The organism is Paenibacillus faecis (assembly GCF_008084145.1).
In the GTDB taxonomy this organism is placed as follows: Bacteria; Bacillota; Bacilli; order Paenibacillales; family Paenibacillaceae; genus Fontibacillus; species Fontibacillus faecis.
Genome location: NZ_VSDO01000005.1, coordinates 36903 through 62282, shown reverse-complemented (window position 1 = coordinate 62282; position 25380 = coordinate 36903). Strand labels below are relative to the sequence as shown.

The window sequence follows — 25380 nt, the reverse complement described above, 5'->3', positions numbered from 1 at the left end:
ATACTTTGGGAATGACATTTAACGGAAAGGATGCACGAAGCCTGATGTTAAAGGAACGGATCGACTATTTGTGCAAAAAAAGAGAGATCGCCCGCAAAGAGCTGGTGGACGGCCTTGTGACGCAGGCCCACTTCGCCAACATTTTGGCGGAGCGCTACCCGCTGCCCGAGGATTTGGCGGTGCAGATCGCGGGCCGGCTCGGCGTCACCCCCGCCTATCTGCTTGAGGCCTCGTCCGTCTCGGAAGAAACGCTGTCGCGGGCGGAAGCGGTCTTCGACCTGTTGTCACGGTCCGCTGCCACCATCGATGAACAGCAGGTTGGCGAGCTGCCCGATAAGGATGACACCCTGACCGTCGAACTGACAACCGCCTTGATGAAAGCTGTCTATTACCGGCAGTTGAACAACACGATAGCCTATGATTATTTACACCGGAACTACCTGGACTTTTTCCTCGACAAGTATGGCCGCCCGGAAGGCAGCAGCATGCCTCATCTGCCAACGCCGGCAAAAAAAGCCCTCCACTACTACCATATCCAGCTGTTCCGCTCCCAAGGCCGTTACGACGAAGCGCTGAACCAGTCGCTGCTTCTGGCGGAGACGATTGAACCCGGAACGGAAATCTGGTTGACGGCGCAAAACTTTATGCTGGAATCCTACATCTATTTAAAACAATTCGACCAGGCGAAGCGGACCTTCGAGCATACGTTGAAACACGTCTATGAACAACGTTGGTTCCATCGTCTGTCCGAACTCTATATCGCCTACAGCGGCTATAATTTCTCGGTCGGACTCGTTCAGGAGGCGCTCCTTGCCCTGGCGATGGCGGAAGCCAACCTGGTTTACGCCTCCAACCAAGGCGAACTGTTTCCGGCGCTGCTCAACAACCGGATCATTATGCTGATTCTGCTGGGCGAACATGACAAGGCCGAACAGGAAATCGCCCGTTACGAAGCGATGGCTCTCCGGGAACCGGAGGAGATTCGGGCACAGTTCCGTCCGCTCATCCATGTATACCGCTGCGAGCTTGCCGTAAGCCGAAAGCAATGGACATTGCTGGAGAGCGAGATCGCCATGCTTGACCGAACCGCTCATAACACCGACCAGCAGATGTCCCTGCTGTTTTACCGCAGTCGGCTGTCGCTGGCCCAAGGCCAATACGACTCCTTCATGGAGCAGGCTTTGGCCTGCCTGCCCTATTACGAGTCGATCCGGCAGGCCAACCGGCTGGAGCCGCTGTACGAGGCGCTGGCCGTCGTCTCCGAGGAGCTCCGCAAATATAAGGACGCGGCGGCTTACTATAAGAAGCTCGTTCAGCTGTTGAGGAGCAAATAGAGCAAATAGAGCAAGTAGACCAAGTAACGGAGGCAGAGGCAGCAATCGCTCCCCCTGGCCGCCCTCTGCGGTATTTAGCGGCCTTTTGGGCCGCTATTTCGCCCCGATTTGCGTTTTCGGGAAGAATAGCGGCCAAAAAGGACCTTATTTCACTGATGCGGGTCCAAAAATCAGGTTTCGGTCAGCTTTCCCCTAAAATAAGGCCCCAAAAGACCGCTATTTCTCACCGAAGGGACGAATTCGACAAAATAAGGCCTCAAATGACCCTTATCCTCCCGCCAAGCTTCAAAGGGAGGCGATTACGGTTATTAATCCCTTCGGGTTAATGCAACACTAGTGCCAAAAAGGCCCTTATTTCCCTGATACGAGTGCCAAAATCATGTTTTGGCCTGCATTTTCCAAAATAGCGCCTCAAAAGACCCTTACATCGAAGAGTAATTGACGATGATCGCCTCCCGCGAGGCCTCGTCGTAAGCGATCCACACGTCGTCGCCGACCTCCACCCCGTACACCGGTTCAATCGTTTGGGTGATGCGGTAGACGACTCCGCCTCTTTCCGCCGTGATCGTCGCCAGCGGACGTTCCCCCAGCGTTCCGGCGTATTGAACCGCAGTCACCTTCGCCGCCCCCTGCTTACCTCTATGCAGCCGGACTTCCTTCGAGTAGTCGTCTTTTCTCATCGTGACGGGAAGAACCACGCCGGCTTTTACCGGCAGCTCTTTCGGCACAAACAGACTGTTGATCTTGCGGAGCCGCTCCGGTCCCTCGGTTAACATGACTTCGAACAGCATGAGCTTCCGTCCCCCGATCGCAATCGGGAATTCCTCCACCCGGAGCACTTCGCCCTCCATGGAAATTTGCTCCGCATGTTCGAAGCTGCCCCCGTCACCGTAACTGTAAAGCCGCACCGTCCCCTGGATCAGCGCCAGGGAAGCCCGTTCGCCGACGCGGTATTCGAACCCGGGAGGCTGCACCACCGGCACGGCATAGTCGCGGCCGTCGGCCGTAAAATGGAGTTGCAACGCCTGTCCCCGGTTCACCCTGCCGCATGCCTCGATCCGCCGCAGTACCGCGTTCTTTACGATCTCCGGTCCCGATTCCGGTCGCTGCCCCATGTCCTTAAGATCATCTTCCGTGATAAACACGGCCTTGTTCTTTTTCCGGTTATAGCTGATCATGACAGGATCTCCAACCTTGATATCGTTCAGGTACGAGATGACCTGTTTGATTTCAATCTCCTTAACCTGCCCCTCGTCTTCGAACCGGACGGTAAACCCGACCTGCGGTCGCTCGTTCACATAAAGGCCCGTTTCCCGCATATCGACGATCTTGCCCGGCAGCGCCACACCTTCGGCGATTTTTTTGGATCTTGTTCCCCTTAATAGGCGAGGAAGCAGAGCTCCGCTGAGGAAGGTGACAAACGGAATAAACAGCCAGACCACCCAGTTGATAACGAGTGCGTTGCCTTGCTTCACGTAATTCCAGAAGCTTTGAAGCGATAGGCGAGTTTCATTTTCCGCAACCACCCAGCTTCTGACCTGATCGCCCAGGAACACCTGGGCCTCCCGGCTTTTGACATTGACAAAGCCCGCCGCCGCATGCTCGCCGTTTACATAGTAAAGCATATCGCTGTCCGGTTCTTTGTGGAAGCCGGTATCCTCCCCTTTCAAATCCTCATAAGAGAGCTTTCCGAGCAAATCGGTGGCATCGCTGTATTTCCCGGTTTTCTCATTGAACACATAGCCCAGCACAGTCCCGTTCAGCTCATCTTCCGCCGTCGATCCGGCAATCAGCACCTCTTGGTCGTTCAGCAGAAAAACCTTGGCCTGATAAACCGGTTTGGGCGTCGGTACGGCGGCTCCCCATTCGCTCTTGGCCGCATTATAAAACACGGCCTTTCCGGGATAATCGCCATTCTCCCGGACCAGCTTCGCGTTGTTGAAGCCGAAGTGCTTGGCGAAACTCGCCCCGGCCCGGTCCTCCGCCTCGAACGTGTTCTCCTCCTTGTTCTGCAGGAGCACGAGCGGAAGCCCGTTTTTGTCCAAAATTCCGCTGACGAACGCGGTTCGGTCGTCTTTCAGGCTCACCGAAAAGATCGGAACCGCCTGATCGTTCTCAAAGCTGCGGTGAACTTCGCTCACACTGACAGGTCTCGCCGGAAGTAGATCGGGCTTATTGAAATTCGCAATTTGCAGCTTCCCGTCTTTCACCTGGGCCAGATAGAGCGCATCCCCTATCGTTTTCCCGGACACAATCAGCCGACCGCGCCACGAATAAGTCCCCGAGCCCATTCCCCCGGGGATGTGCACCGTTGATCTTGCCAGTTCTTCAACCTCCCCGGACGGGCGGATAAAGTTGATCCGCAGCCCGTTGCTGGTATTATACGTCGGTATGATCACACCGCCTTGCTGATATACCGCCGGTCCCAGTTCCCCGCTAAAGTCGGAATCCAGGACGAACTCCTTCAGCACATTTCCGGTGGCGGTATCAAACAGCCGAGCCGTAAACTGCTCTTCGCCGAGGTCCTTTTCGAAAACCCCCACCGCTTTTTTCCCCTCATCCAGCGCATAAACCCCTTTCGGAGTCGGCAGGTAATCATCGACATTCCCGACATAGCGGTTGTAATCGTTCCAGACGAACACGCTTAACAGAATTCCGGGTACAAAGAACACCAGATTCAACAGCGATATTCCCCGCATTTTTTTCACAATACAACCTCTCCCTTCCTAAAACACACGGCCGTCCCCAGCCTCCTTACAGATACGCTCCGAAATAGAACTCCGCCTTTTCCCTGGAATAACCATCCTCACCCCTCCAGGTGGCCATCGAGTTAAAGTCGGTGCCGCGGCCCCGTTCCTTCCGGTAGTCGTCTCCGGACTGCAGCAGTCCGGCGTATCCCCAGATTTCCATCACAAAGTCCCGTTCGTAGCCATTGGACGGAAAAACATCCTTCCAGCGTTTCTCCAACTGCCGAGCCGCTTCTTTGTCTCCGCAATCTTCCACCGCTTCAAACATGCGCCTAAGGATCGTCACGTCCTCCGCGATGACCGCGAATTCCTCCTCCTGCCCGGCGAGCAATTCCAAGTCCATCAGACAGTAGCTCAGCCAGTTTAAACGGACGCCTCCCCATTTCACACGCTCAAAATTAAGGACATTCCAGTCCTCATCGCGATATAGTTCGTTCGCCATCAGCCTTCTGTCGTTACAAGCGCTGCAAGTGGAGTAACTCGGCTGTTCGGCCGCTTGCGCCGTATAGGTATGTAAAGACAAGTCGTACGTTAACGCATAGCTGGACAGGGCGCTGCGCAAATAAACTTTGCGCGTGGATAAACTGTGCAGGAAGGCGCGTACGACTTTCTCTTTTGTAATCGACTTCTCGTGCAGCTCTCTAAGCCGGCGAATGCACTCGTCATGCGAGATCGTCACCGGGTCGAACATAACGCCTTTGCTCTTCGCATACTCGAAATCTTCATCCGTACAGAGAGGACCGCCCGCTCTCCAGCGGCCGGAACTCCAGTAGGTGTTCAGCAATATCTTTTTGGCCTTCGCATCCATTGCCTTACGCCTCCGTTCACTCAAAAATCCGCTCCACATAAAGTCCGGGGTTTGCCATAAATTCTCCGTATTTCGCCAAAGGCGCGTATTCCTGATGCTCCACGTCATAGTAACCGATCATTTTGGAGCCGGGATGCCAGACGAGAAGGATATCGCTGTAATTGTCCAGCTCGGCGGACAGACGCAGCAGCTTTTTACGGCCGTGCTTCATCTCAATCGTGTCGGTCAGGCTGAAGAAATCGATATAATTCACATCGTATTCGTTATCCGGCAAGGCAAGACGGAGCTCATCCCCGCTCAAAAAGGCCACCAGCTCCGCCGGAAGATGATAGCTTTTGAGCGTATGCAGCTTGATGCTCCGGTCATGAAACTCCGGCGGCTCCAACGCTTTGAAAAACTCCGCCATATCGCGGTTTTTCGCCGCTACGGCGATCGTATACGGCCGCTCGCCATTCTTCTCGGCCAGGGTGACATCCGCCCCGCGCTCGACCAGATAGCGGACCATGGCCATGTTTCCGTTTCTGGCCGCAACGGTCAGCGGGGTCGCACGGTAAGGGTACACCATGTCCGGTTCGTTGTAATTGATATCGACCCCGTGGTCCAGCAAATATTCGACGATGTTCAACTTATGGTCGGAAACGGCGGTGCGCAGCGTTTCGCCTCCGTGCTCCCGTAGGTCGAGCCCCAGCTCGCGGATCAGCGGAATATGGCCTGATTTTCCGTAGTAGGCTTCCTGATAAGCCCCCGAGCCGACATGGTTCACCAAGTCGATTCGGGCCCCCTGCTCCCGGACGAAGCGGACGGTCTCCTCCCGGCCGTACCGGACCGCCAGCAGAAAGGCCGGATTTCCCGGTTCGTTCAGCTCCGCTCCGTGCCGCACCAGCAGCTTTACAATCTCCAGCCGATCCATAATCAGGGCCAGATCCAGAGGGGATAGCTTGATACGGGTCCCCAACTTTATTTTTTCTTCCAAATCCCATCCATCCGCCAACCTCGTCTCTATCGCCGCCACATCCCCTTCGTAGATGTATAGCGCCATTTCCGGCAAAGTTTCAAATTTCCCTTTATCCCTGATCTTGTACATCATGATCCCCTCTCCGCCATAAATTTGGCCAAACTTTATTCCGCCGCCGTAAAAACCAACACCCGCCCGTCGGTATTGATGACCTGCGTCCCGTTGCCGAGCTCCGCCATGGGCCGATCCCAATGGATATGTCCGCAGCAGACCAGCAGAGGCGGCGCGGCCTCAAGCTCCCGCCGGATTCCCGGATGGCCGGGCAGCCCTAGGGCCGGTACGTCCGGCCCCTGATGCAGCAGCAGCATATCCGGACCGCGGCGAAGCAGGTTTTTCAGCGCGGCCAAAAAATCCGCCTCGGGCATCCGGTTCGGCTTGCCGGCCCTCCCGGTCACGCCGCCCAAGCCGCCAACGACAAGGCCGCGGTGCGGGGCTGTCTTCGGCTCGGCATAGTAATCCACACCCGGGAGCGCCTCGAGCCTGGCTCTCCCCTCCGCTGTCAACAAATCGTGATTGCCCGCCACGCCAAGCACGGTGCCGAACTCCCGGCGGAACGCCTCCCATACCGGAAGCGGATCGCCGCTGGAGCCTCTTTGGCCCGGGTCGGCGTACAGATCTCCGCATAGGAGCACGACAGCCCGTTCGGGACTGAATTGCGGAAGGCAGTCTTCCAGCACCAAAGCCAATAGTTCAGGCAACTCCTCGCCGACCAGCCTGGGGGAACGCGTTCCTAATGGACCGTGTCCGGCCACCCCTTGAAGATCCGAGGCGACGATCAGCGCATCCACCTCGTCCGGAAGTCCGAGCATCTCCCCCAGGTAAACCGGCAAATATTCGTAGGACACCCCTTGGCTTCCGGGGGCGGCGGCGGTATAGGGCAGTCGCTCTATCGGTTCCTCCGCCAGACAGACCACCTTCAACTGCGCTTTGCCTGCGCTGCTGCGGGACTTCATAATGCATCACTCCTGACTTTCGGGTCACCCGATCGTAGAGACCACATTTCCATCCTGGTCCTTGATATGGGTTTTGACGACCTGAATAACCAAGCCTTTATAAGTAGATATCCGTACCGTCTCTTCTCTCGGCTGCAAGGTCCGCGACAGTTCTTCCGCCGCCGCTGCATCCAGCCTCAACCGTACCTCTTCCTCGCCCGCCTCGCAGCCGGTTTCTTCTCCCGGCTCCAGAACGACCCGCAGGTCGTGGCTCGCCAGGGTCAACTCCTTCCCTTTCAGGAGCCGGCCGCGCAGCAGCTTCGCTACCGTCGGCGCCTGCTTGGCTCCCAGCGTAAGCACCGCCGGCGTCTTGCTCAGAAGGCGATTCTTGCCGGCCTCCCAGGCCAATTGATCCACGAACAAAAAGCCGGTGCTTGAGCCGTCCCGCTCGATCCCTCGTTGGATCGCTTCGTTTACAGCGGGAATCTGCAGCAGGGAATCGCGCGACAAGTCGGTGATGTATCCCGGGAGCGCAGCCCGGCCGGCCTCCAATACGCTCAGCGTGCTCCATGTCTTCATCGCTTCCAGCTCATCCTCCGTAATTCCGATCATCTGCAGAAATTCAACCCGTCCGTTCGGAGTATGTACGGCAGGCAGTTCGGGATCTTCCATAAAAGCCAGGGCGGTCAGCAGGGTGTCCGCGCCCAGGCAGATCGGCCCGTTGGCGTCCAGATAATCGCCGGCCGCGAAAATATTCCCGCTGTTAAACACGTACCGCCCCATATTTTGCAGCAGGTTCAGCGCCCACATCGGAGGCTCCTCCTCGTCTTCCTTGCGCGCCACCCGAAACGTAAGCTCGAATCCGTAGCCGCTGTAATCGGGATCCTCCGATTCTTTTTCGTAAAGCTCGGAAAATCCGAATGTCACGATATGCCAATGCGGGGACGGCTGGTCCGCCTTATAGGCGCTGAGGCCGTCCAGCGGATCTTTTCCTCCCAGCATATAGGGGATCACCGTGCCGTAATGCTTGGGCTCCTGCGTCCCGTAAATCCTGGTCATCTGCTCCGTAATCGCATCCCATCCGATGGTCACTGCCTCTTCGCTCATCCTTTATTCCTCCAAGTCATTTTTTTGTTATATTTTGTTAAACGGGCACCTGCCCGAGATACCGAGAGTTTCTAAAATCCATGAAACGATGCCTAGTGTCCGTCAAATGTCCGTGTCGTCCGTCGAAAATCTCTGCAGATTTGCAGGAATTCTAATCAATGGTGTCAGATGGGGCACTAGTACCTATCAGACAACATGGATTAACGGGAAAACCTCCCGCTATTCTACCGTTCTTGGCCCTTGAATTGAATTTAACTGGAAAAGCTCCATCTATTTCGCGGCTCAATGGCCGATCTGCACAATTTCAGGCGAAATAGCGGGAGGTTTTCCAGCTAAATCGCCTCCCCAGCCGTATAGGCACCAAAATAACGGGAGGAATTCCCGTTAATAGAAACCAAGCCGTCGGATTACCAGCCAGCCCCCCACCTGTTCACGGCAGCTTACGCTTCGGCTTCTTCGGCACGACGGGTTTCCAGGCTATCGATATTCCGGCTTCGCCGCAAGCCTGGTTGACCGTGTCGAGCTGCTCCGTTTCCACCTCCCACAGCCAAAAGTCGTTCCCGAGCTCCGTCAGCTTTCCGTGCTCACGGCCGCTAACAATCCATTCCCCCAGCTTGACCCCGCCAATATCGATCTCAAGATGCCGATGGTTCACCAGGTTGCAAGGGTACACCATCCGGAGCATCTCCCCGGAATACCGTCCCTTTCCACCGTATAAACCGGGCGTTTCCTTGTTAAAGGCAAAGCGGTTTTCATACGGATACACGGCCGCCCCTCCATTCCCCGCGGCATATAAATAGGCGTCGGTCATCTTTTTGGCACTGTAAACCACGGCGTAACTAAAGCGGGGAAAACGCTTCACCAAGTTTTCGAGCCACGTTTTCAGCGGGGCGTACACTTCTTCCAGGGAGAACTCGCAGAACGCCGTCAGATGGGGAAATCCGCCGAACTCCCCGGTTTGCCGGCTGAAGGCCGCATGCCAGGGGACCGAGCCTTTTCGCTCGTGATAAAGCCAGTAGGCATCGCAATCGCCGCTCAACACCATCTCTTTCAGCCGGTCCGGGGCAACCTCGAACAGGTCGTGATCCCCTATGTGGTCCCCGTCGCTTAAAAGCCTGTAGTACGTAGCGGAGTTTACGCTGACGCCGATCGTCTCGAAAAAAGACCGGCCGATGTCCAAAGCCTCCCGCGCGGTAATACCCTCCGTATCGTAAATCGCAATCCCCGTACTCACGGCAATCCACCTCCGTTTTTTTTGAATAAATGATGTAAGTAATGGTTAATCCGTATTTCTTATGTATGATGCAAAATGGTGGGGAAATCGCATTCGTATTACATGGTAAACCCTCCTCTCAAAATTCTGTAACTCCGCAAAAAATGAACTAGACTCGCCGCAAACGAAGGCCGGCTGCTTTAGGATGAAGCCAATCCGTTCGGTTCAACGGGTTTGCTGAGCCAATGCTCGTCGGTTTGCACATGATTCTTCCGGACAAACTTGGCGACCGAGCGCTTGAAGTCCTCGTAAGGAAATTCGGAGGCCAGCCGGACCACGTAGCCCTCTTGCTCTCCGCCGCACCGCGACTGCTTCGTATAGCACGCCTTGGCGGCTTCCTCGCTCCAGATCCCGCGATACAGCACCGGAACCGACGGGATTCCGAGCTTCTCCGCCCAGGCTACCGTCTCATCCCACGACAGACAAATATTGCGGTCATCCCATACCGAGAAGAGCAGGTAATAACCGGGCAGTGCCGTATAGTACAGCGAGTGCTTTGCGTACACGTTTTCCCCGCACAACCGGTATCCTTCCGGGATCAAATATTTGATGCCGCCGTGGAGCGTCTTTACGTAATGGCGCGACGTGTGGTCTTTGCTGTCCAGCGATCTGGCGTGCATAAAGTCCCGGTACATCGTCGTGTTCTCCCCGTCCATTTTTTCCGTAATGACGACCTCCCGCCCCGTAAAATGATCCGTATTCCGCAAAATCTTGTCATCGTCGGTGTAGCTTCTGGACCACGGCAGGTGCATCGTTTTCGGGTATTTCACTTTCATTTCATCACCTCCTCTATTTGCCGAACGTGTCCGCTTCGGCGAAGAAATACAGCTCCGCAAGCATCCTGTCGCCAAGCAAATGATAGATTTTCGAAGCTCCGGCGTCTCCGCCGTGCAGAATCTCCATATGGAAGCTCACCAAATCGACCACATGCAAAATAAAATCGTCCCCGTACCCAAGTTCCTTCAGAACGTGGCAGGCGATCGCCGCGGATACATGCTCGTGTCCAAAATACGAGTAATAGCCCCGGTTCGGCTTCCAGACCTTGCAGAACGGCTTGCCCGCGTCATGAAACAAGGCGGCCAGCTGCATTTCCAGCAGGTATTCCCCTTCGTAAAAAGCATCGACATATTCCAGAACAGCCTGAGTATGCTCGGACAACGTTTTGGAATGATAGGGATTCTCCTGGTCAAAGTGCAGCATCGCTGCAAAATAGGGAGAACTCCGCAAATAGGCAAACAGCTCGTCATGGCCCGGTTTTCGCGCAAGCAGCTGTTCCAGCCCAGCCCTCTCCAGCCCGGTTTCCGCGGGCGTACGAACGAGGTGCAGCTTGTCGAAACCTTCGGCTAGCACGGGAAACTCGAAGTTCTTTGCGTACTTCTCCAGCACCCGGTCCTCAATTTTGCGTTTTCGCTGCTGCACCCGTTCGCGGGCCAGCTCGTAAGGCGTGGTAAAAATATGGCATTCCACCGGAACCGCCTTGAATCGCTTTACAAACTGCATCCGCCGGTCCCTCGCTACGTTCGTCGCGTCAAACACGACGTTTCTCCCGGACGCCAGCGCCCGTTCGATCTCGGCAAAGGCTTCGTCAAAAATGCGATAGGTGTTTTTTTGCCGGGTTTCGCTCCCGAACAGCCTTTCCCGGATCGCATCCGTCGCCACCAGCACGGCTCTTTCCCGTTTGCAGCATTCTTTCGCATAGTGGCTTTTGCCGCTGCCCGGAATACCGGCCAGCATATGAATGGTACTCATCTTCATCACCTCCTCTCCAAGGCTTGATGTCTCAAGTATATCAACCCGCTTTCCTGTGCAGAAGGTATTTGCGATGAAACAAAAAAATCGGCGGTCTAATGGATTAAACACATTAAATCGCCGATTCAACAAGGGTATGCAGCTTGCTTTCCGCAAAATTTACGTGCCAATTCTGAAATAGAAAACCATCATTCACTTTTTTTATTGTATGGATTACCAGCGCAGCGGCTCCTGGTCCCGCCACAGCATCCAGCGGTCCGTTTCCAGAATATCGGCCGTTCCGATGCTGTATTCGCTCTTTCGTCCGCTGTCCAGGTCCAGCAGATGGAGCATGCCCCCGTACGTGCCGACGGCCAGCATCTTATCGTCCGCGGTTACCGTCATGCCGAAGATCGTACTGCCTACGAAATACCGCCAAATCTCCCGGCCATCGCCGTCGATCAACTTGAGATAGCCGTAGGCGTCCCCGAGAATAAAGCCTTGCTTCAAAGACACGCCCGCATAGACCCGCATCTCTTCATTGGTCAAAGGCCACTCCGCTTCCCTGTCGCCGAGCCGCCCCTGACCGGACTCCGCAAACGGCACTCGGATCGTCGCCCCGTTATAAAAGTGACAGGCATTGTACCACACTTCACGGCCATCCTTTGAAAACCGGGCAAAGTGCGGGTAGCTGGACGCCGGTTCGAAGGCGTAGACCTCCCCGCTTTGCAAATCCTTCAACATATGCGAGCTTCCCTGCGTGCCGTAAGCCAGCCACCGGCCATCGGGCGAGACGTCCCCGTGAACCATATCCTCAATGGTATCTTCCGCTTTGTACTTGAGGAGGTCCGGGAGTTCGGGATAGAGCAGCTCGGCCTTCCCCTCGCTGTCCAACAAATAAACCCCGTACCCGCAAACGAGCAGCAGCTTCCTCCCCCCCATCAAAAGGAATCACCTCGTCCATCACGTTCTCGGGATGCGCTTCATCGGCCAGGGATTCCAAATCCGGGATCGCCGCCTTCAGCTTGCCCTGCACCTCTTGCCAAAGGTAGACGGCTACGCGTTCGCCTTCCGTATCGGCGGTCATGCCATGAACCACGCGAATGCCTTCCTCATCGACCAGAGCGACGTATTCGCCGTCCCGCGATCCTCCGGCGAAGCACGCGCCGGATACTTCGCCGAGCCCCTCCTCCCGGGCGACATAAAGCGTCCCCCGTTCCCGCTGGCCGCCGACATGCACCAGCAAGCTGCCGTCCCGCAAAAAAGCCAGCGGTTTGACCGGCTGGAGCCGCTCCTGAAACTCGGAGGTAATCGGCCAGGATGCCGGCGGAATCTCCTCCCGCAGGCGCTTCGTCTCCCCGGCCCGATTGGCGCCGCGAATCATGCCCAGGATCTCTCCCGCGAGGCTGCGACGCTGGTCCTCCTCCGGCGGCGTGAGATCTTCCGGCCAGTCGGTTTCCATGCCGACCCGGACATATTCGTTGATGTCGGAAGCGTAGCGTTTCCCTTCCGTCCGCCACCGTTCCGCGATTTCTTGATTCAACCAACTCATCGTATCAATCTCCTTATGTATCGAACTATTGATTTGCATGTAGGGCAGCCGTGTGAAATGTTCTTCCGATCGCTGTTGCTCCCAGATGTCTTAATTAAACTCATTAAGGTAGAAATCCGGTCACAAAGGCGAGCGCTACGCCTCTCCAGAATCATTTCACACTCTCGCCTATTGCTAAATCTTAGGTTCAACTTATATATATATTAAACGATAAGAACTCGCAGAGGTGTTCCGCGCGCTCCGCTCCCAGCAATGCCCGAAGTGGCGGTTCTACTTGCTCCAAATAAGCCGGTTTGGTTTCATAGGTTTCTTCATCCACGACTTCTCCGCCAAAAGCGCGCGCCCCCTCGATCAAAATCGCCAGCGCCAGGAACAAATCTCCCAGCGAGGACGCGACGCATTCGGGACGTCCCCCGGCTACCCCTGCATATACCGGAGAACCCGGCACAGAAGTATCGACAATCAGCGGATCGTCGTTGAAATTGGCGATGACCACGTGCTGACGCGGCCAGGTTTCGGATTCCCGGTAGGGCTCGCTCTGACCGATCCAGCGATAGCCCAACTGCTGGCGGTGCAAATGCTCCGGCGCGGCAAAAAACAACACGGCGGCATCCCCGATCTCAACGGCGGCATTCCTCAGCTTCTGTGTCCCTTGCGCCTTCGAGTCTCTTATTTCGTAATGGCTGTATAAATACATAAGCTCCGGAGAAACCGGAATCTGCTCGTCGATTTCACAATGAACCGGCTCGGGGCGGAGACGGATCTCATGCTCTTCGAACAACCCAAACTCCGCATTGTAAAGATCCTGCTGCTCCAAGAAACGCTGCAAAGCAGCTTTCAACTCCTCCACAATTTACCTCCCCTCTGCCTTAAGAGTCCCACTCCATAGGCCTATCTTTTTATGATACACTGGAAAAGCTAGGAAGCGGTAGGTACAAAGTATTCAGAAAGGCAGGGATGAGGATGTTCAGTTTTTCAGCGGAAACGCTGGTGGATCGGGAAAACCACGCATGGGAGGAGATCCTTGAGCTGCTGCGTCAGGGCAAAAATCCATATATGATCGCTCCCGCCGTGCGGGAATCGGCGATAGACACATTATACAACTTGCAAGTGAGTACAAAGTCCTATCTGGGAGCGGTGGCTTACGAGACGGGAGGCATCCAGTGGGACGAAGGCTGGATTACACTGCTTGGAGCGGGTGGTCCGGGTATCTTCGGCAGTCTGAGCTCCTGGAATGGGCTGGGGACGGAACCATCAGTAGTCACGCCCGAGGACGGCTTGCTGGTGGTCGCTTATGATGCGGCCGGAGGCTTTTTTGCGCTGGATACGGACAAATTCGGCCGAAGCGGGCTTATCTATTATTTCGCGCCGGATACGCTGGAATGGGAATCGACCGACCTGCAATATTCCGGTTTCCTGGCCTGGCTCGCGGAGGGCGATTTGGATTTGTTCTATCAGACCTTCCGCTGGAAAGGCTGGCAAGCCGATATGAAACGCCTTGAGGAAGGCCAGGTTTTCGCCTACTACCCTCCCCTCTGGACCGCGGAAGGCGGCGGAGAGTCGAGCCGGAAATCACCCGTTTCCGTTGCGGAGGCCTGGGGCGTTGCCGTGGGAGGAGCCAAATAAACGTCGCGGACCCAGGCCCAGGGCGCTCTTCGTAAGGGGGTGGAACGATTCCCTGTACGACGGACCGCGCTTTTGAAAGTCCAACCCACTAACGGGAATTTCTCCCGTTAATTTGGCTCATAACGTCCTCAGGGGGCAATTTAGCTGGAATTTCTCCCGCTATTTCCGCCCACAAGGGGCAAAACCGCCTCTTCACCGGAGATTAACTGGAGGTTTTCCCGTTAATTGTGAGCTTCCGGCTATGTGGGTTAAATTAGCGGGAGATTTTCCAGCTAAATGTTCGGTATGTGTTCCGGCCATATATAAAGGCGCGGCGGGAGCCCGAATGTCCAACGGGCAATAACCGGGCGGCCTCAAGCCGTCAAACCAACGGCCTAAACCATGTCCTCCCGGACCCGGACGTCCCTCGTCCTCTCTCCATACCAGGCGTAGAACGACTGCCCCCAAACGGCGGGAACGTCGGACAGCTTCTGATGGAGGACGGGGCGGGCCCGGTTTGCCACATGCACGGAAGCCAGCCCCAACCAACGCTGCAGTACGTTCCGCGTGACCTTGACCTCAATGATTTTATCCCTCTTGCTGATAAACAGCCGCGAAGTTAACCCGCCGGTCCGAAATTGCAGAAAAGGACCGTGGATCGCATAAGCGGTATTCCAATAATTCAGCAAACTCCATATCACCGTCCAGATGAACAAGCCAGCCGCTACCATCCACCACTCCACAAAAGACATCCATCCCGGAACCGGCGGAGGAAAGCGAAGCAAAATCAGCGCCGCCGCGGCCCAAACCCAGCTGTATTTGATCATACTCGTCCCCAATGAGCGACGGGGCAGCGGGTCCATCCCCGGCGCTATCTCATAGGCGGGCAGCATTTCCGACACCAGACGGTAGGCTTGCTGCACCGGCAGAAAGGGATACAGCGAGTTCACCTCCTGCTCTTCCTCCCCCGTTCCGCCGGCGGTAATCAGTCGGACCTCCGCCAAGCCCAGGAGGCGCTTCATCGGGGATTGCGTGATTTCCACACCCTGGACCTTTTCCTTCGCGATCGAGAACGCCGTTGTCTCCACCATCCCCTTGGCGATATAAATCCGCTCCTCGTCGGAGGAAAGTTCGAACTTGCCGAATTTGTAAAAAGTGACGGCGATCCCCGCAGCGACGGAAACGACGGCCAGCAACACGATCACCCCGCCCGCCAGCCACCAGGAGCTCATCAGCACGGCGAGCACCCCTTGGGCCTTATCTTCAAGGTCAAGGTCGATAAAATCCTCGGCCTTGGAATAAAGCGAAAAAAGTACCGGAATCAGAACGAGAAAGCTTAACGAAGTGAAGGAGGCTTTAATCAACTCCTTTCGCGTCGGGCTAAAGTGCATCCTCCAATCGGGTTCCGGAGCGCGCGGCGCTTCCGGAGACGCCGAAGGATTCGCCGAGAGGTCTCGAGACGCCGTTTCCATAACGGCTTCAGCCTGCGCTTCCGCCGACTCTTCTCCCACGTCCGACGCGTCCGACGGTCCCTCCAACCGGATCAGCCCCGCCACCCGCTTCTCCATCCGCTCCGCCTCCTCATTAGAGACGACCTTAAACTCGACGGCGGCATCCTCGCCATCCATCCCGGTTTCAAACCGGATGGCCGTCACCTTGAAAATCCGGTGAAACACCGTCGTATGGCGGTTTATATTTTGGATTTTGGCGAACGGAATCACTTTTTTCGATTTGACGAAGACCCCCTGCTCCAAACGAAACGAAGTATCATCAAGCTGATACCGGCGGGTCAACCAGTTCCACCCGATGGACAATAAGCCGATCCCTGCGATAACAAGTATAATTAGCCTCCCGTACTTCACCCAGGCTGCGTCGGACCCCGCCTTAAGCACGAACAGGAAGAAAAAGAAATAGACCGTGTTCTTCCCCAGGTTCCAGATTCCGAGCAGCATAACCAAGGGATGATAACGCTTCGCCCGGCTCATTCGTCTACCTCCTTCAGCTTGGCATATCGCGCGATCTGATTTCTTAATGCCTTGGCCACATCCTGCTCCAGCACGGGAATCGTATGCGAGGAGCCCATCGTTTTGACCGTGACCGAGCAGACTCCGTACCTTCTTTGCAGCGGCCCCTGTTTGGTCGCTACCGATTGAATTTTGGCCATGGGAATCAGCTCATCCGTTTCCGTAAAAGCTCCGTATTTTAACTGCAAAAACTGCTCCGACACGGCGTAGCGCCATCTGGAGTAAAGAATAAACGGCTGCAGCAGCAAGGACCAGAGCGTAAGCACAGCCGCGAGAACGGCCGCTCCGAACAGAATCCAGCCCACCCAGAATACCCAGGAAAACCGGGCATCGAGATAAAATAACGTACCGAGCACCAGAAAAGCGATAAGGCTTCCGACCGCCTCATGGATGATCCATATTTTCACCGCGTGTCGGGATAAACGGTTTTGGGGATCTTGTAATGTATTGGGCAAAACGACCACTCCTTTCAACCGACACCTAGTTTAACAAGGGTGTTCATGTATTTCAATACATATTTATTGTTTTTCGATAAAACATTGTTGATTTTCATGATACCCTGTGCTAAATTGAGTTCCAGATCACCATAACTTTCGGGCAAAGGAGCATCATCCATCATGAAATCCAAAATGATTTTCAAGCTGGGGTCCGTTCTTAGCTTGGTCGTATTTTATATCGCCCTGCTCATCTGCGTGCTGGAAGCGCTGGAACATATCTCCCATCTGTGGTTCGCCGACAGCGGGTGGACCGGAATTCTCGGTACCTTTGAACCGATTTTCAGCTATGTCGATATTCATTTTAAGCAGCATCCGGATCTGTATCAAAGTAAGTCTTACATTGCCCTGTCCTTCGTAAACTCCATCAGCGCGATGCTTTTGACCACCATGTTCGCATGGTATATGCATCGATTGCTGAGAAACATTTACCGGGACAGCCTGTTTATGAATGAGAATGTTCCGGTTTTTTACAGATTGGGGATCAGCATTATTGTGCTGGGGACGTTGTTCAACTACACGGAAGGTGTGATGTTGTCCCAAGCCATCGGCGAACTGCAAATCACCAACGCCTCCATCTCCTTGACCGATATTTCCTATGTGGACAGCCTGATCAGCGGATTCATTCTGATCATCATTGCCTCGGCCCTCAAGATCGCCGTTCGCGCGGTAGAAGAAAACAAAAATACGATCTGATGCAGAAAGTAGGTGACGGGCGTGATTCGAATCAAGCTCGATGTCGTGATGGCTCAGCGGAAGATGTCGTTGACCCGGCTCTCCCAGCTGGTCGGAATTACGCAGGCCAATCTGTCCATCCTCAAGAACGAGAACGGCAAGGCGATTCGGTTCTCCACCTTGGACGCGCTTTGCCGGGCGCTCGAATGCCAGCCCGGGGACTTGCTGGAGTATGTGGATGACGGAGAAGAAAGCGGCGGACGGAGCAAGGGGACGGAGGAAGAACGTTAGAGGTATAAAAAGAACGGCCGGTTCAGGCGGATCGCGATCGCGACAACCTGAATCGGCCGACGTGAACGGCTCAGACTTCGTTAATGTTTTGCAGCTTTCATCAGCTCATAGATTTTGCGGGTCGTATTGACGTTTCTCACCGTAACTTTATAGTAAAGCTTTGTCCCAATCAGCTTCTGCATCCCGCTCTTGGTCACATGCTCCCGGTCCACCGACCACAATATCGCTCCCGGAACGTAGATCACCCGGTCGAATTCGGGCTTGATCACCAGTTGCTCCAGCGAGCTTTCGTGATCCACCTCATCCCAGAGAAACAGCACATCGCTTTTCATGGCCGGGCCGTTGCTCCAATCGGGAGGAAGCGCCTCGGCGATCCGGGAGAATTCTTCGAAACTGCGAACCACCACCCGAATCTGCAAACCGAAATCCGCCAGAATCGCCGCTTCCAGCACGGCGGCCAGCTCGCTGTTCGATGGGATATCGGAGTCGAAAATAATATTTCCCGTATTAATATAGGTTACGACATCCCTCATCCCAACCCGCTCGAAGCTCGCTTTCAGTTGCTTCATATCAATCTTGTTGTTGCCTCCGACATTGATTCCGCGAAGCAGAGCAATATAAATCACGCGCTTCCCCCTCTCAAAAACTCAATGACTACTATTAAAATCATATTTGAACCGTCAGCTTTTGTATATATAAGTTTAACTATTAGCATTTCACACTTTCGGACGTCTTCCGGGTTGCGGCCCAGAACAGGAACGCCGCCGCGCTGATTCCTCCTCCGAGCGCGCAAACGCCGAGCCATCCAGCCCGGGAATAAACGAAAGTCGCGGCTACCGCCCCCGCGGCGCTTCCCAAAGAATAAAAAATCATATACCCTGCGGTCAGCCGGCTTCTCGCTTCCGGACGAACGCTTAATATCATGGTTTGATTCGTGACGTGAACCGCCTGAACCGCATAATCCAACATGATTACCCCCAAAACAAAAATCCATAAAGACTTCTGCAGCAATCCGATCGGCACCCAGGAAAGAGTTAGCAGCAGCAGCGCCAAACCGGTTGTGCGTTGACCCAGCCCCCTGTCCGCCAGCCGCCCCGCACTTCTGGCCGCCAAGGCACCCGCAGCTCCGGCCAGCCCGAATAAACCGATCGCGGTATGGCTTAACGAAAAAGGCGGGGAACTGAGCGGCAATACCATTGAGGACCATAAGGTACCGAAGGCAGCAAAGATAAAAAAGGCCAGCATCGCGCGGACCCGCAGCAATGGAATGTCAAGGAACAAATCCTTCATCGAGCTCAGCAATTTCAAATATGAGATACGCGACGAACGTCTACGGGCGACCGGAGTGACCAGGACGAATGAAATGGACATGATTAAGGAAATAGCGGCCGAAACAATATATACCGTGCGCCAGCCGGACAAGTCCGCCAGCGTCCCCGAAAACGTCCGGGCCAGCAGAATTCCGATGACGATACCGCTCGTCATGAGCCCGATAACCTTGCCGCGATCACCGGGTAAAGATCTTGCCGCTGCGAGCGCAACAAGGACTTGCGCGACAACGGCCAAAAAGCCGACCATTCCCATGCCGAGAAACAGCACAGTAGCGCCGGGTGCGAACGCCACCAGACTTAGAGCCGCGGACGACAGCAGCAGCATCCAGGTGACGAGCCGGCGCGGCTCCAGTATATCGCCCAGCGGGACGAGGAAAAACAACCCCAGCGCATAACACAGCTGGGTCGCCGTGATCACCGTCCCGATTACGGCTTTACCGATACCAAATTCGGTGGCGATAACATCGAGCAACGGCTGGGAAAAGTAAACGGTGGCCACCGCGGTACCGCACAGGAAGGCATAGAGCAAAGCGGCCGCTCTGGAGAGGTGCGTCGAAAAATCCGAAGATTCCGGATTCGAATCGGGAAGAAGTACAGGATGGGACAACAAAACAACCTCCTTTTTTGTACCAATCGGTATTTAATTTTGTTCATATTACCTTGAACCTTTCTCTATTGTCAACTGGAATTTGACGAAACCGCAATTAAATCCTATGATTATTTTATACTGTTCGGTATTTTAGAAAGGGGAAGACTATGGGCAGAATTCGCGAATTCGATGAACAAAAGGCTTTGACCGAGGCGATGCATCTTTTTTGGGAGAAGGGATATGAGGCCACCAGTTTGAGCGATCTGACCGCCCGCATGGGGATTCGCAAGCCTAGTCTTTATGCGGCCTACGGGGATAAATCGTCTCTATTTGAGGCGGCGCTCCGCAAGTACAATCACCTGCATGCCCAGCAGGTTCGTGAACGGCTAAAATGCGAGACTTCTGTTAAAGAGGCTTTTCGAAAACTTTTTCACGAGGGGGCGTTCCCAGGCTCCGTTCAAGGAAGAAGCGGTTGTTTCTGCGTCAATACGATGGTTGAACTAGCCCCCCATGATGCGAGGTTTGAAATATTAACCCGCGAGCATCAACAATATCTGGCGGTAATGTTTGAAGAAACGCTCGCACGTGGTGTCGCATCCGGAGAGCTCGGCGAGATCGGGGATAAACGGGCCGTCGGACAGACCCTGGTAGCCTCTTTTATCGGAATTACCGTCCTGAAAAAATCGAATCCGGACCCGGCATGGATCGGAAATTGCATTGATACGGCGTTGACGCTGCTTCCCGATCCGAAAGGGAATGGATCCTGTTCATCCGAATTGGGGGGCATTTATGAAAAGCGACCGTAAAAAATACATGTTCCTTTTTGCCGCTGTGCTTCTCGTAATCCTGGCCCTTATGGTCATTCCCACCCTAAAGAATTCATGGCAAATGCGGACCCTAAAATCGACCGATCTGACGGATTTGTCCATCATGAACATAAGGCCGGGCCAAACCGAGAACTCTGTTGATTTTTCTCGGTTTAAGCCCTCGCCTGACTTTGAAGACCAAACCCAACACGGTATTCAATACAAATACTTTGAAGACTTCATGGTCGTCTTCGATTCCAGCGGAACGATTGTGAAGCTGCAAACCTTGTCCGATAAGGGCCTCCGAAGCTTTGGGGACGGGACGATCACCGATATGGCGCAGGTGGAGAAGCGCTGGGGAACCGATTTTGTCGTGCGCAGTTATAACCGTGAGCAAGGGCTGACCGCGAGGATTTATGAGGATAAGCAAAACCGGCTAAAAGCGGAGTTTGTGTATCCCGGAAACGGAGAACTCGACGGTAAGCTCGTTTTTTTGATACTGGAGAAATACTAACCCGCTCGGCCCCTCAAATTCCGACGCGTTGCGCGACGTACTGGCGGTATCCGAAGCCGGAGCGGATAACACGACATCTTTATACCGAACCCCCCGGAATAAGATCCCGGGGGGTTTGCTTTACTCCTCCATAACCGCCCAAAAGTCCGGCCCATACTCCCCCTCCGGCAAAAGGACCTTCACCTCTCGGTAAGGGAACTTCCCGCCCGTCTTTAAACGGTGCAGTTCGTTATAAAGCGGCGAGCCGAAGGTGAATTCCAGTTCACCGTCCTGCAGATTCAGCAATAACGAGTGAACCGTTCCGAAGTTTTGCCGGTAATTATGAACTGTAATTCCATCCGGGGATTCTTTGAGGGTCAAATCTCTTAGTTCTTTTTTCGAAACAGTATAATTCCCTCCAAGCATCTGATTCATCTTATCGTAACGAACTTTGGACTGCCGCAGTGTTCCATCGTCTTAGATTCCCGGCAATAAAGCATGATTCGTTGCGGTGATATATCCCGTCTCCCGGTCGGCTCTTTTCATGGCTCTCCGGCCGTCGTATGTCTCAAACAGGGCGGCATGCCCCTGGCGATCGGCCATCAGCAGATTCATATTGGCCCCGATCGGCATATCACGCAAGTAAAGAATCGCTTCCTCGACATCTTTGCAGTTCTCGAGCAAGGCCCTCACGATGATGCCGAATTGCAAACCGCGGACAACCGGCCTTTTCATGCCGGGATGAGCCCCGACCGGGATGCCGCAGGAGGCGAAAGCCACCGCTAACCCCCTCTCATTTATACCTTCGCTGCGGCCGAAGAAAGATACCGAGAACCCGCTGTGACTGTATTTTCTCCGGACTCTGGTCGAACACAGCCGCATATCGGATATTTCCGGAGTCAAATCGTAGTTCCGAAGGAGATAGGTTTTCCGGTCGGTCGATTTAGAGGGTAAAATCGCGGCTAGACTGCATCCGCCGGGCTCCAAAAAGTTCTCGTCAAAAAACTTCAGCGACCTGCACTCCACGTTCAATGAATCCGCAACGGCTTGCAGCTCTTCTTGAAGCCCGGGACAGTATTCTTCCAATACCGTTATCGATTGTTTAAATCTTATCGGTTCCATAGGGTGGGAGGAAACCCATCTTTCCGCCCAAGGGAACGATTTTATCTCTTCTCCCTGTATTCTGCCGACCTCATAGCTATCTCCTTCCAGATAGGAAAAATAAGCCGATACGCTTTCTGCGTCCGGAATTTCCGCCTTCATCGTACGGCCCCCTCTTTCCGCATCTCGGCATAGTGTTTTCCCGCTTCAAACGGATGTCCTTTCAATCGGGAATGATACTGATACACTGGTTTTCCTCCTTTATAAGCGTTCTACTAAAAGAATAAACTCTCCAGCAGCTGGAGAGTTTACCCTCTATTTCGCCTATGAAACTCGAAGAACATGATGTGTTATTCCCAAAGCGCGACGGGCACGCATAATTTGGTCATAAGTTCGGAAGGCGGGAGACTTAAATCGGGATGAATCTCTCTACCGGTATATTCCGACGGAACAAGTCCTTGTTCGTAAATCTCCAAGTAATCGCCTTTTCGAGTCAAATTTTGTTCGGCCAGCCAGTGCTGCAGTCTTTCGTAACCAGCTCCAAGCTCGGAGTAAGGCCCCTTTATCTTCAGGCAAGCATAGGTCCCCGCAGGCAACACCTTACAGCCTTCGATCTGAGCGTTCCCCTCGACCGGTAGAAGGAGCTCGACATCCGCTTCTCCTTGACTCAAGCCCCGCTCATGAAAAATCGCCATCAATTTTCCCTTGACGGTTAGGTTAAACGCGTAAACCCGGTCAAATAAATCTTGGACCAGGTTATCGATAAAGACAGGTTTAATGTGCCGCCGAATCGTATAAACGCGCAACGCTTCCCGTTCCTCCAGGCAGCACTCCGACATCATCGGTCCCGGAAGCAGCGACGATGCTTTGGCGACCTGCTCCTTTAAGCGGCGCATCTGTTCCATTTGTTCATCCAGCTGTTTTCGCTTCTGTTCAAGCTCGCGAAGCTTTTCTTCAAACAAACCCTCCCAGGGTCCCGAGTCCTGGTTTTCCAAAAACTCGCGAATTTGTGCCAAGGAGAATTGACAGCTTTTCAGCAGTTTGATTTTTTGTACGGCTTGGATTTTGTCATAATCATAGTATCTGTAATTGGTGAATGGATCGATAAAAGAAGGCTCTAGCAGCCCGATTTCACTGTAATAGCGCAGCGTTTTGACCGGGACTTTGCAAATTTCGGAAAATTTCCCTATAGAGTACAGCCTGCTCTTCCTCCTTCCCCGTCTTACTTAGGCCCGCCCGGCACAGGCCAATGAAAAGGGCGCGACAGACCGGCGGGAAGCTTTGTTCCCGCATCGCCTTTGGCCGCATTCACCTGGAATTGGGACAGAAACAGGCTGTCCCTCAGGTCCGCCCCACGGAGGTCGGCGTCACGCAGATCCGCTCCGATCAGATCCGCCACCCGCAGATCCGCTCCGCGCAAGTCGGCCGCGATCATATAGGCGCCGCGCAAGTTGGCGTATCTTAGATCGGCTCCCTTTAAACTCGCCCCGATCAGATCGGCGCCCCGGCCCGCTTTTTTGTGGGGCTTCCATGGGCCCTTGTGTCTCCGGATAGCCTCGTTCCGCACCAGCTCGCTCGTCTGCAGCAGCAGCACGTTGACTTCCGCGCGATGGGCGGCCACATCCAGCTTGACCAGCGCTTCCGGGTCCAGCGCCGTCATCCGCTTCGTCTCTTCCAGGGCGGACGAGAGCTCTCCGTGAATGGACTGCGCCGCCTGCCGTTCCAGCGCTTCCGTCAAATACCACAGCAGCTCGTGCAGCTGACGCATCACCGGAAACACTTCGTACATACGCCCGGCCGTTTCCGGAGCCTGCCGCCAGTCACGCCCGGCGTAGGTCACCTGCGAGACCTGTTGACCGGCCCCAAAGCAGTCGTACACGGTGCAGCCGCGGAAGCCCCGCTCGCGAAGCGTGCTGTGAATGCCGCAGCGAAAATCCTCCTTCAGGTTGGAGCAGGGCCGGCCTGCCGGCTTGTCGACGGCAAAATCGACGGAAGCCGCAAAAGGCAGCGCCACGCAGCACAGCCCAAAGCAGTTCTCGCAATCCGCCTGTAACCGGGACGGGTTTTCACCGGAATAGGGCGGTTTTTTTATAGAGTTCTCAGACATTCGAATATCCTTCTTCCTCGGCTTAATTCTCTCTAATTCAGATAGACTAAATTTTATCGCAGGCTCGATGAGATGAACAGAGAGAATTTTTGCTGGCAGCGCGGGTCATGGCTGGAACCAGGCTTCCGCCTTAGCGCTGGCCGCCGGAAGGTCCATTCCTTTCTTCCAAACCAGAATGCGGTTCTTTCCTTCACCGTAATAGAATGCCCGAATTTCATGGTTCCCGCCGTACTTCGCTTGGTAAATCTTATTTTCGACATCGATAACTTCATAGTAACTAACCGCGATTCCCACATTACTTTTTATAGGGATAATTGGACGATAGGGCACGATATGAAAATCTCCATTATCATCCATCACATACTTGGCCCGATTCGATTTAACCCCATCCGCGAAGGCGATATGATAAGCTACCTTGCCATTTTCCAACCTGCTCACCTCCGAGATCTTCATGACTTCGGGCGGAACCGGGACGATACTCCAACGGAAAAGACCTACATATCCCAAAGCTATCACTCCGCAGACGGATACCGCCACTGCCGCACCTTTTATAAATGACTTCCATTTCGAGCGATTCCAAAAGACGGAAACCTGCCTTAGCCCCTCCGCCTCCTTGCGGTTAGTCTCCCTGCGGCTGGCCTCCCCTTGATTACCCGGAATCGGTAGCTCCGCCTTCATCTGTTCAAGCTCCCTCCGAATAACGGGCGAAGTCATCAAATACGCCTCCACCAAATCTTCCGTTTCCTTGCTGCACACCTTATCGGCATACAAGGGCAGCAAATCCCGGATCACATTTTCATGAACCTTGCTCAAACGCCCCATCTCCCTTCAACATATCCTGGATTTTTTGCTTGGAGCGGTAAAAAGTCACTCTCGCCCAGCCCTCGCTTTTCTCAAACAACTCTCCGATTTGGGCAAAAGACAACTCCCCGAACACCCGCAGACTAAATACTTCCTTGTACGGCTCCTTTAGCCGATGCAGCGCCCCATGTATCCGCAGGGTTTCATCTTTGTTCAACAAGGCGTCCTCCAGGTTCTCACGAGGAGACGGGAGGTCGGTGCGAGACTCCGGCAAAAAACGCTTTTGTTTCTCAAGGTGGGAAAAATAAGTATGCTTGGCGATTTGGCAGAGCCACACGCTGAGCTTGCAGTTGCCCTTAAAGCCGTCAATTCCCTTAAGCGCTTTAAAAAACGTTTCCTGGGTGATTTCCTCGGACAGTTCCTCATTCCGGCTTAATGAATACACAAAGCGGTAAACATCGCGAAAATAGAGGTGATAGATTTCCTCAAAGTCAGCCACTTGTTCACATCCTCACAATGATTAGACCGGCCAAACCACAATTCGTTACAAATTTTTCTCACTATTGA

General features: G+C 54.3%; 27 protein-coding genes. 6 read left to right on the top strand and 21 right to left on the bottom strand.

Translation table 11 applies throughout. The features are described from left to right. Positions 1-44: 44 nt before the first annotated feature. Positions 45-1334, top strand: coding sequence for an XRE family transcriptional regulator (locus tag FRY98_RS21960; protein WP_148456144.1), 1290 nt, complete (start codon positions 45-47; stop codon positions 1332-1334). Between the two features lie 422 nt (positions 1335-1756). Here FRY98_RS21960 and FRY98_RS21955 read toward each other — a convergent pair whose 3' ends face one another. From FRY98_RS21955 to FRY98_RS21910, 11 genes are all read right to left on the bottom strand, one after another. After that, a complete protein-coding gene (locus tag FRY98_RS21955; protein ID WP_148456142.1) occupies positions 1757-4042 on the bottom strand; it encodes a hypothetical protein in 2286 nt (761 codons plus the stop codon). Positions 4043-4088: 46 nt separating this feature from the next. Next, complete coding sequence (locus FRY98_RS21950; RefSeq protein WP_148456139.1) at positions 4089-4889, bottom strand: hypothetical protein; 801 nt, start codon at positions 4887-4889, stop codon at positions 4089-4091. 16 nt (positions 4890-4905) lie between these two features. Next, on the bottom strand, positions 4906-5973 hold the full coding sequence (locus FRY98_RS21945) for an ankyrin repeat domain-containing protein (RefSeq protein ID WP_148457336.1): 1068 nt from the start codon (positions 5971-5973) through the stop codon (positions 4906-4908). A 35-nt stretch (positions 5974-6008) separates the two neighbouring features. After that, positions 6009-6857, bottom strand: a complete 849-nt coding sequence (locus FRY98_RS21940; protein WP_148456136.1) for a metallophosphoesterase family protein — start codon at positions 6855-6857, stop codon at positions 6009-6011. Positions 6858-6881: 24 nt separating this feature from the next. Then, the gene (locus FRY98_RS21935; protein WP_148456132.1) at positions 6882-7943 is read right to left on the bottom strand and encodes a suppressor of fused domain protein; all 1062 of its coding nucleotides are present in this window, start codon (positions 7941-7943) and stop codon (positions 6882-6884) included. 430 nt (positions 7944-8373) lie between these two features. Beyond that, on the bottom strand, positions 8374-9177 hold the full coding sequence (locus tag FRY98_RS21930) for a hypothetical protein (protein ID WP_148456129.1): 804 nt from the start codon (positions 9175-9177) through the stop codon (positions 8374-8376). Positions 9178-9356: 179 nt separating this feature from the next. Then, the gene (locus tag FRY98_RS21925; RefSeq protein WP_148456126.1) at positions 9357-9992 is read right to left on the bottom strand and encodes an RNA ligase family protein; all 636 of its coding nucleotides are present in this window, start codon (positions 9990-9992) and stop codon (positions 9357-9359) included. Positions 9993-10005: 13 nt separating this feature from the next. Beyond that, positions 10006-10965 carry an AAA family ATPase gene (locus FRY98_RS21920; protein ID WP_148456123.1) on the bottom strand — a complete coding sequence of 320 codons (960 nt, stop codon included), beginning with the start codon at positions 10963-10965 and terminating at the stop codon, positions 10006-10008. Between the two features lie 213 nt (positions 10966-11178). Next, positions 11179-11838, bottom strand: coding sequence for a WD40 repeat domain-containing protein (locus tag FRY98_RS29335; protein ID WP_338114620.1), 660 nt, complete (start codon positions 11836-11838; stop codon positions 11179-11181). Further along, positions 11759-12496, bottom strand: a complete 738-nt coding sequence (locus tag FRY98_RS29330) for a hypothetical protein (protein ID WP_338114619.1) — start codon at positions 12494-12496, stop codon at positions 11759-11761. Before FRY98_RS29330 ends, FRY98_RS29335 begins: the two co-directional genes overlap by 80 nt. Before the next feature lie 187 nt (positions 12497-12683). Continuing rightward, the gene (locus tag FRY98_RS21910; protein ID WP_148456121.1) at positions 12684-13346 is read right to left on the bottom strand and encodes a hypothetical protein; all 663 of its coding nucleotides are present in this window, start codon (positions 13344-13346) and stop codon (positions 12684-12686) included. A 113-nt stretch (positions 13347-13459) separates the two neighbouring features. Here FRY98_RS21910 and FRY98_RS21905 point away from each other — a divergent pair, with 113 nt between their 5' ends. Then, positions 13460-14122 carry a DUF2625 family protein gene (locus tag FRY98_RS21905; RefSeq protein WP_148456119.1) on the top strand — a complete coding sequence of 221 codons (663 nt, stop codon included), beginning with the start codon at positions 13460-13462 and terminating at the stop codon, positions 14120-14122. A gap of 374 nt (positions 14123-14496) precedes the next feature. Here FRY98_RS21905 and FRY98_RS21900 read toward each other — a convergent pair whose 3' ends face one another. Continuing rightward, positions 14497-16086, bottom strand: coding sequence for a PH domain-containing protein (locus tag FRY98_RS21900; protein WP_148456115.1), 1590 nt, complete (start codon positions 16084-16086; stop codon positions 14497-14499). Beyond that, positions 16083-16580, bottom strand: coding sequence for a PH domain-containing protein (locus tag FRY98_RS21895; RefSeq protein ID WP_148456113.1), 498 nt, complete (start codon positions 16578-16580; stop codon positions 16083-16085). Before FRY98_RS21895 ends, FRY98_RS21900 begins: the two co-directional genes overlap by 4 nt. 162 nt (positions 16581-16742) lie before the next feature. Here FRY98_RS21895 and FRY98_RS21890 point away from each other — a divergent pair, with 162 nt between their 5' ends. After that, positions 16743-17315, top strand: coding sequence for a DUF2975 domain-containing protein (locus FRY98_RS21890; protein ID WP_148456110.1), 573 nt, complete (start codon positions 16743-16745; stop codon positions 17313-17315). A gap of 21 nt (positions 17316-17336) precedes the next feature. Next, positions 17337-17585 (top strand): helix-turn-helix domain-containing protein, encoded by a 249-nt coding sequence (locus tag FRY98_RS21885; protein ID WP_211373346.1) that lies wholly within the window; start codon positions 17337-17339, stop codon positions 17583-17585. A gap of 80 nt (positions 17586-17665) precedes the next feature. On the opposite strand, the gene FRY98_RS21880 is transcribed toward FRY98_RS21885, so the two are convergent. Together FRY98_RS21880 and FRY98_RS21875 are read right to left on the bottom strand one after the other, a co-directional pair. Beyond that, on the bottom strand, positions 17666-18211 hold the full coding sequence (locus FRY98_RS21880) for a DUF1697 domain-containing protein (protein ID WP_148456107.1): 546 nt from the start codon (positions 18209-18211) through the stop codon (positions 17666-17668). Positions 18212-18293: 82 nt separating this feature from the next. Beyond that, positions 18294-19523 carry an MFS transporter gene (locus FRY98_RS21875; protein WP_225038781.1) on the bottom strand — a complete coding sequence of 410 codons (1230 nt, stop codon included), beginning with the start codon at positions 19521-19523 and terminating at the stop codon, positions 18294-18296. Positions 19524-19672: 149 nt separating this feature from the next. Here FRY98_RS21875 and FRY98_RS21870 point away from each other — a divergent pair, with 149 nt between their 5' ends. Then, the gene (locus FRY98_RS21870; protein WP_148456101.1) at positions 19673-20311 is read left to right on the top strand and encodes a TetR/AcrR family transcriptional regulator; all 639 of its coding nucleotides are present in this window, start codon (positions 19673-19675) and stop codon (positions 20309-20311) included. After that, positions 20295-20825, top strand: coding sequence for a hypothetical protein (locus FRY98_RS21865; protein WP_148456098.1), 531 nt, complete (start codon positions 20295-20297; stop codon positions 20823-20825). Before FRY98_RS21870 ends, FRY98_RS21865 begins: the two co-directional genes overlap by 17 nt. 120 nt (positions 20826-20945) lie before the next feature. On the opposite strand, the gene FRY98_RS29075 is transcribed toward FRY98_RS21865, so the two are convergent. The 6 genes from FRY98_RS29075 to FRY98_RS21835 all read right to left on the bottom strand — a co-directional run bounded on the left by FRY98_RS29075 (position 20946) and on the right by FRY98_RS21835 (position 25312). Beyond that, a complete protein-coding gene (locus FRY98_RS29075; RefSeq protein WP_148456095.1) occupies positions 20946-21185 on the bottom strand; it encodes a hypothetical protein in 240 nt (79 codons plus the stop codon). A gap of 96 nt (positions 21186-21281) precedes the next feature. Beyond that, positions 21282-22067: a C45 family autoproteolytic acyltransferase/hydrolase gene (locus FRY98_RS21855; RefSeq protein ID WP_148456092.1), complete on the bottom strand. Its 786-nt coding sequence runs from the start codon at positions 22065-22067 to the stop codon at positions 21282-21284. Between the two features lie 188 nt (positions 22068-22255). After that, the gene (locus FRY98_RS21850) at positions 22256-23095 is read right to left on the bottom strand and encodes a MerR family transcriptional regulator (RefSeq protein WP_225038881.1); all 840 of its coding nucleotides are present in this window, start codon (positions 23093-23095) and stop codon (positions 22256-22258) included. 32 nt (positions 23096-23127) lie between these two features. Further along, entirely contained in the window at positions 23128-24012 is an 885-nt protein-coding gene (locus tag FRY98_RS21845) for a pentapeptide repeat-containing protein (protein WP_148456086.1), read from the bottom strand. 105 nt (positions 24013-24117) lie between these two features. Further along, the gene (locus tag FRY98_RS21840) at positions 24118-24825 is read right to left on the bottom strand and encodes a hypothetical protein (protein ID WP_148456083.1); all 708 of its coding nucleotides are present in this window, start codon (positions 24823-24825) and stop codon (positions 24118-24120) included. After that, entirely contained in the window at positions 24809-25312 is a 504-nt protein-coding gene (locus FRY98_RS21835) for an RNA polymerase sigma factor (protein WP_148456080.1), read from the bottom strand. Before FRY98_RS21835 ends, FRY98_RS21840 begins: the two co-directional genes overlap by 17 nt. Positions 25313-25380: the final 68 nt, after the last annotated feature.

Excerpts from the sequence above, each read along its gene's own strand:
- FRY98_RS21960 (WP_148456144.1), top strand. The coding sequence starts at position 45 with ATGTTAAAGGAACGGATCGACTATTTGTGCAAAAAAAGAGAGATCGCC.
- FRY98_RS21950 (WP_148456139.1), bottom strand. The coding sequence starts at position 4,889 with ATGGATGCGAAGGCCAAAAAGATATTGCTGAACACCTACTGGAGTTCC.
- FRY98_RS21945 (WP_148457336.1), bottom strand. The coding sequence starts at position 5,973 with ATGTACAAGATCAGGGATAAAGGGAAATTTGAAACTTTGCCGGAAATG.
- FRY98_RS21940 (WP_148456136.1), bottom strand. The coding sequence starts at position 6,857 with ATGAAGTCCCGCAGCAGCGCAGGCAAAGCGCAGTTGAAGGTGGTCTGT.
- FRY98_RS21935 (WP_148456132.1), bottom strand. The coding sequence starts at position 7,943 with ATGAGCGAAGAGGCAGTGACCATCGGATGGGATGCGATTACGGAGCAG.
- FRY98_RS21925 (WP_148456126.1), bottom strand. The coding sequence starts at position 9,992 with ATGAAAGTGAAATACCCGAAAACGATGCACCTGCCGTGGTCCAGAAGC.
- FRY98_RS21920 (WP_148456123.1), bottom strand. The coding sequence starts at position 10,965 with ATGAGTACCATTCATATGCTGGCCGGTATTCCGGGCAGCGGCAAAAGC.
- FRY98_RS29330 (WP_338114619.1), bottom strand. The coding sequence starts at position 12,496 with ATGAGTTGGTTGAATCAAGAAATCGCGGAACGGTGGCGGACGGAAGGG.
- FRY98_RS21905 (WP_148456119.1), top strand. The coding sequence starts at position 13,460 with ATGTTCAGTTTTTCAGCGGAAACGCTGGTGGATCGGGAAAACCACGCA.
- FRY98_RS21900 (WP_148456115.1), bottom strand. The coding sequence starts at position 16,086 with ATGAGCCGGGCGAAGCGTTATCATCCCTTGGTTATGCTGCTCGGAATC.
- FRY98_RS21890 (WP_148456110.1), top strand. The coding sequence starts at position 16,743 with ATGAAATCCAAAATGATTTTCAAGCTGGGGTCCGTTCTTAGCTTGGTC.
- FRY98_RS21870 (WP_148456101.1), top strand. The coding sequence starts at position 19,673 with ATGGGCAGAATTCGCGAATTCGATGAACAAAAGGCTTTGACCGAGGCG.
- FRY98_RS21865 (WP_148456098.1), top strand. The coding sequence starts at position 20,295 with ATGAAAAGCGACCGTAAAAAATACATGTTCCTTTTTGCCGCTGTGCTT.
- FRY98_RS21855 (WP_148456092.1), bottom strand. The coding sequence starts at position 22,067 with ATGAAGGCGGAAATTCCGGACGCAGAAAGCGTATCGGCTTATTTTTCC.
- FRY98_RS21845 (WP_148456086.1), bottom strand. The coding sequence starts at position 24,012 with ATGTCTGAGAACTCTATAAAAAAACCGCCCTATTCCGGTGAAAACCCG.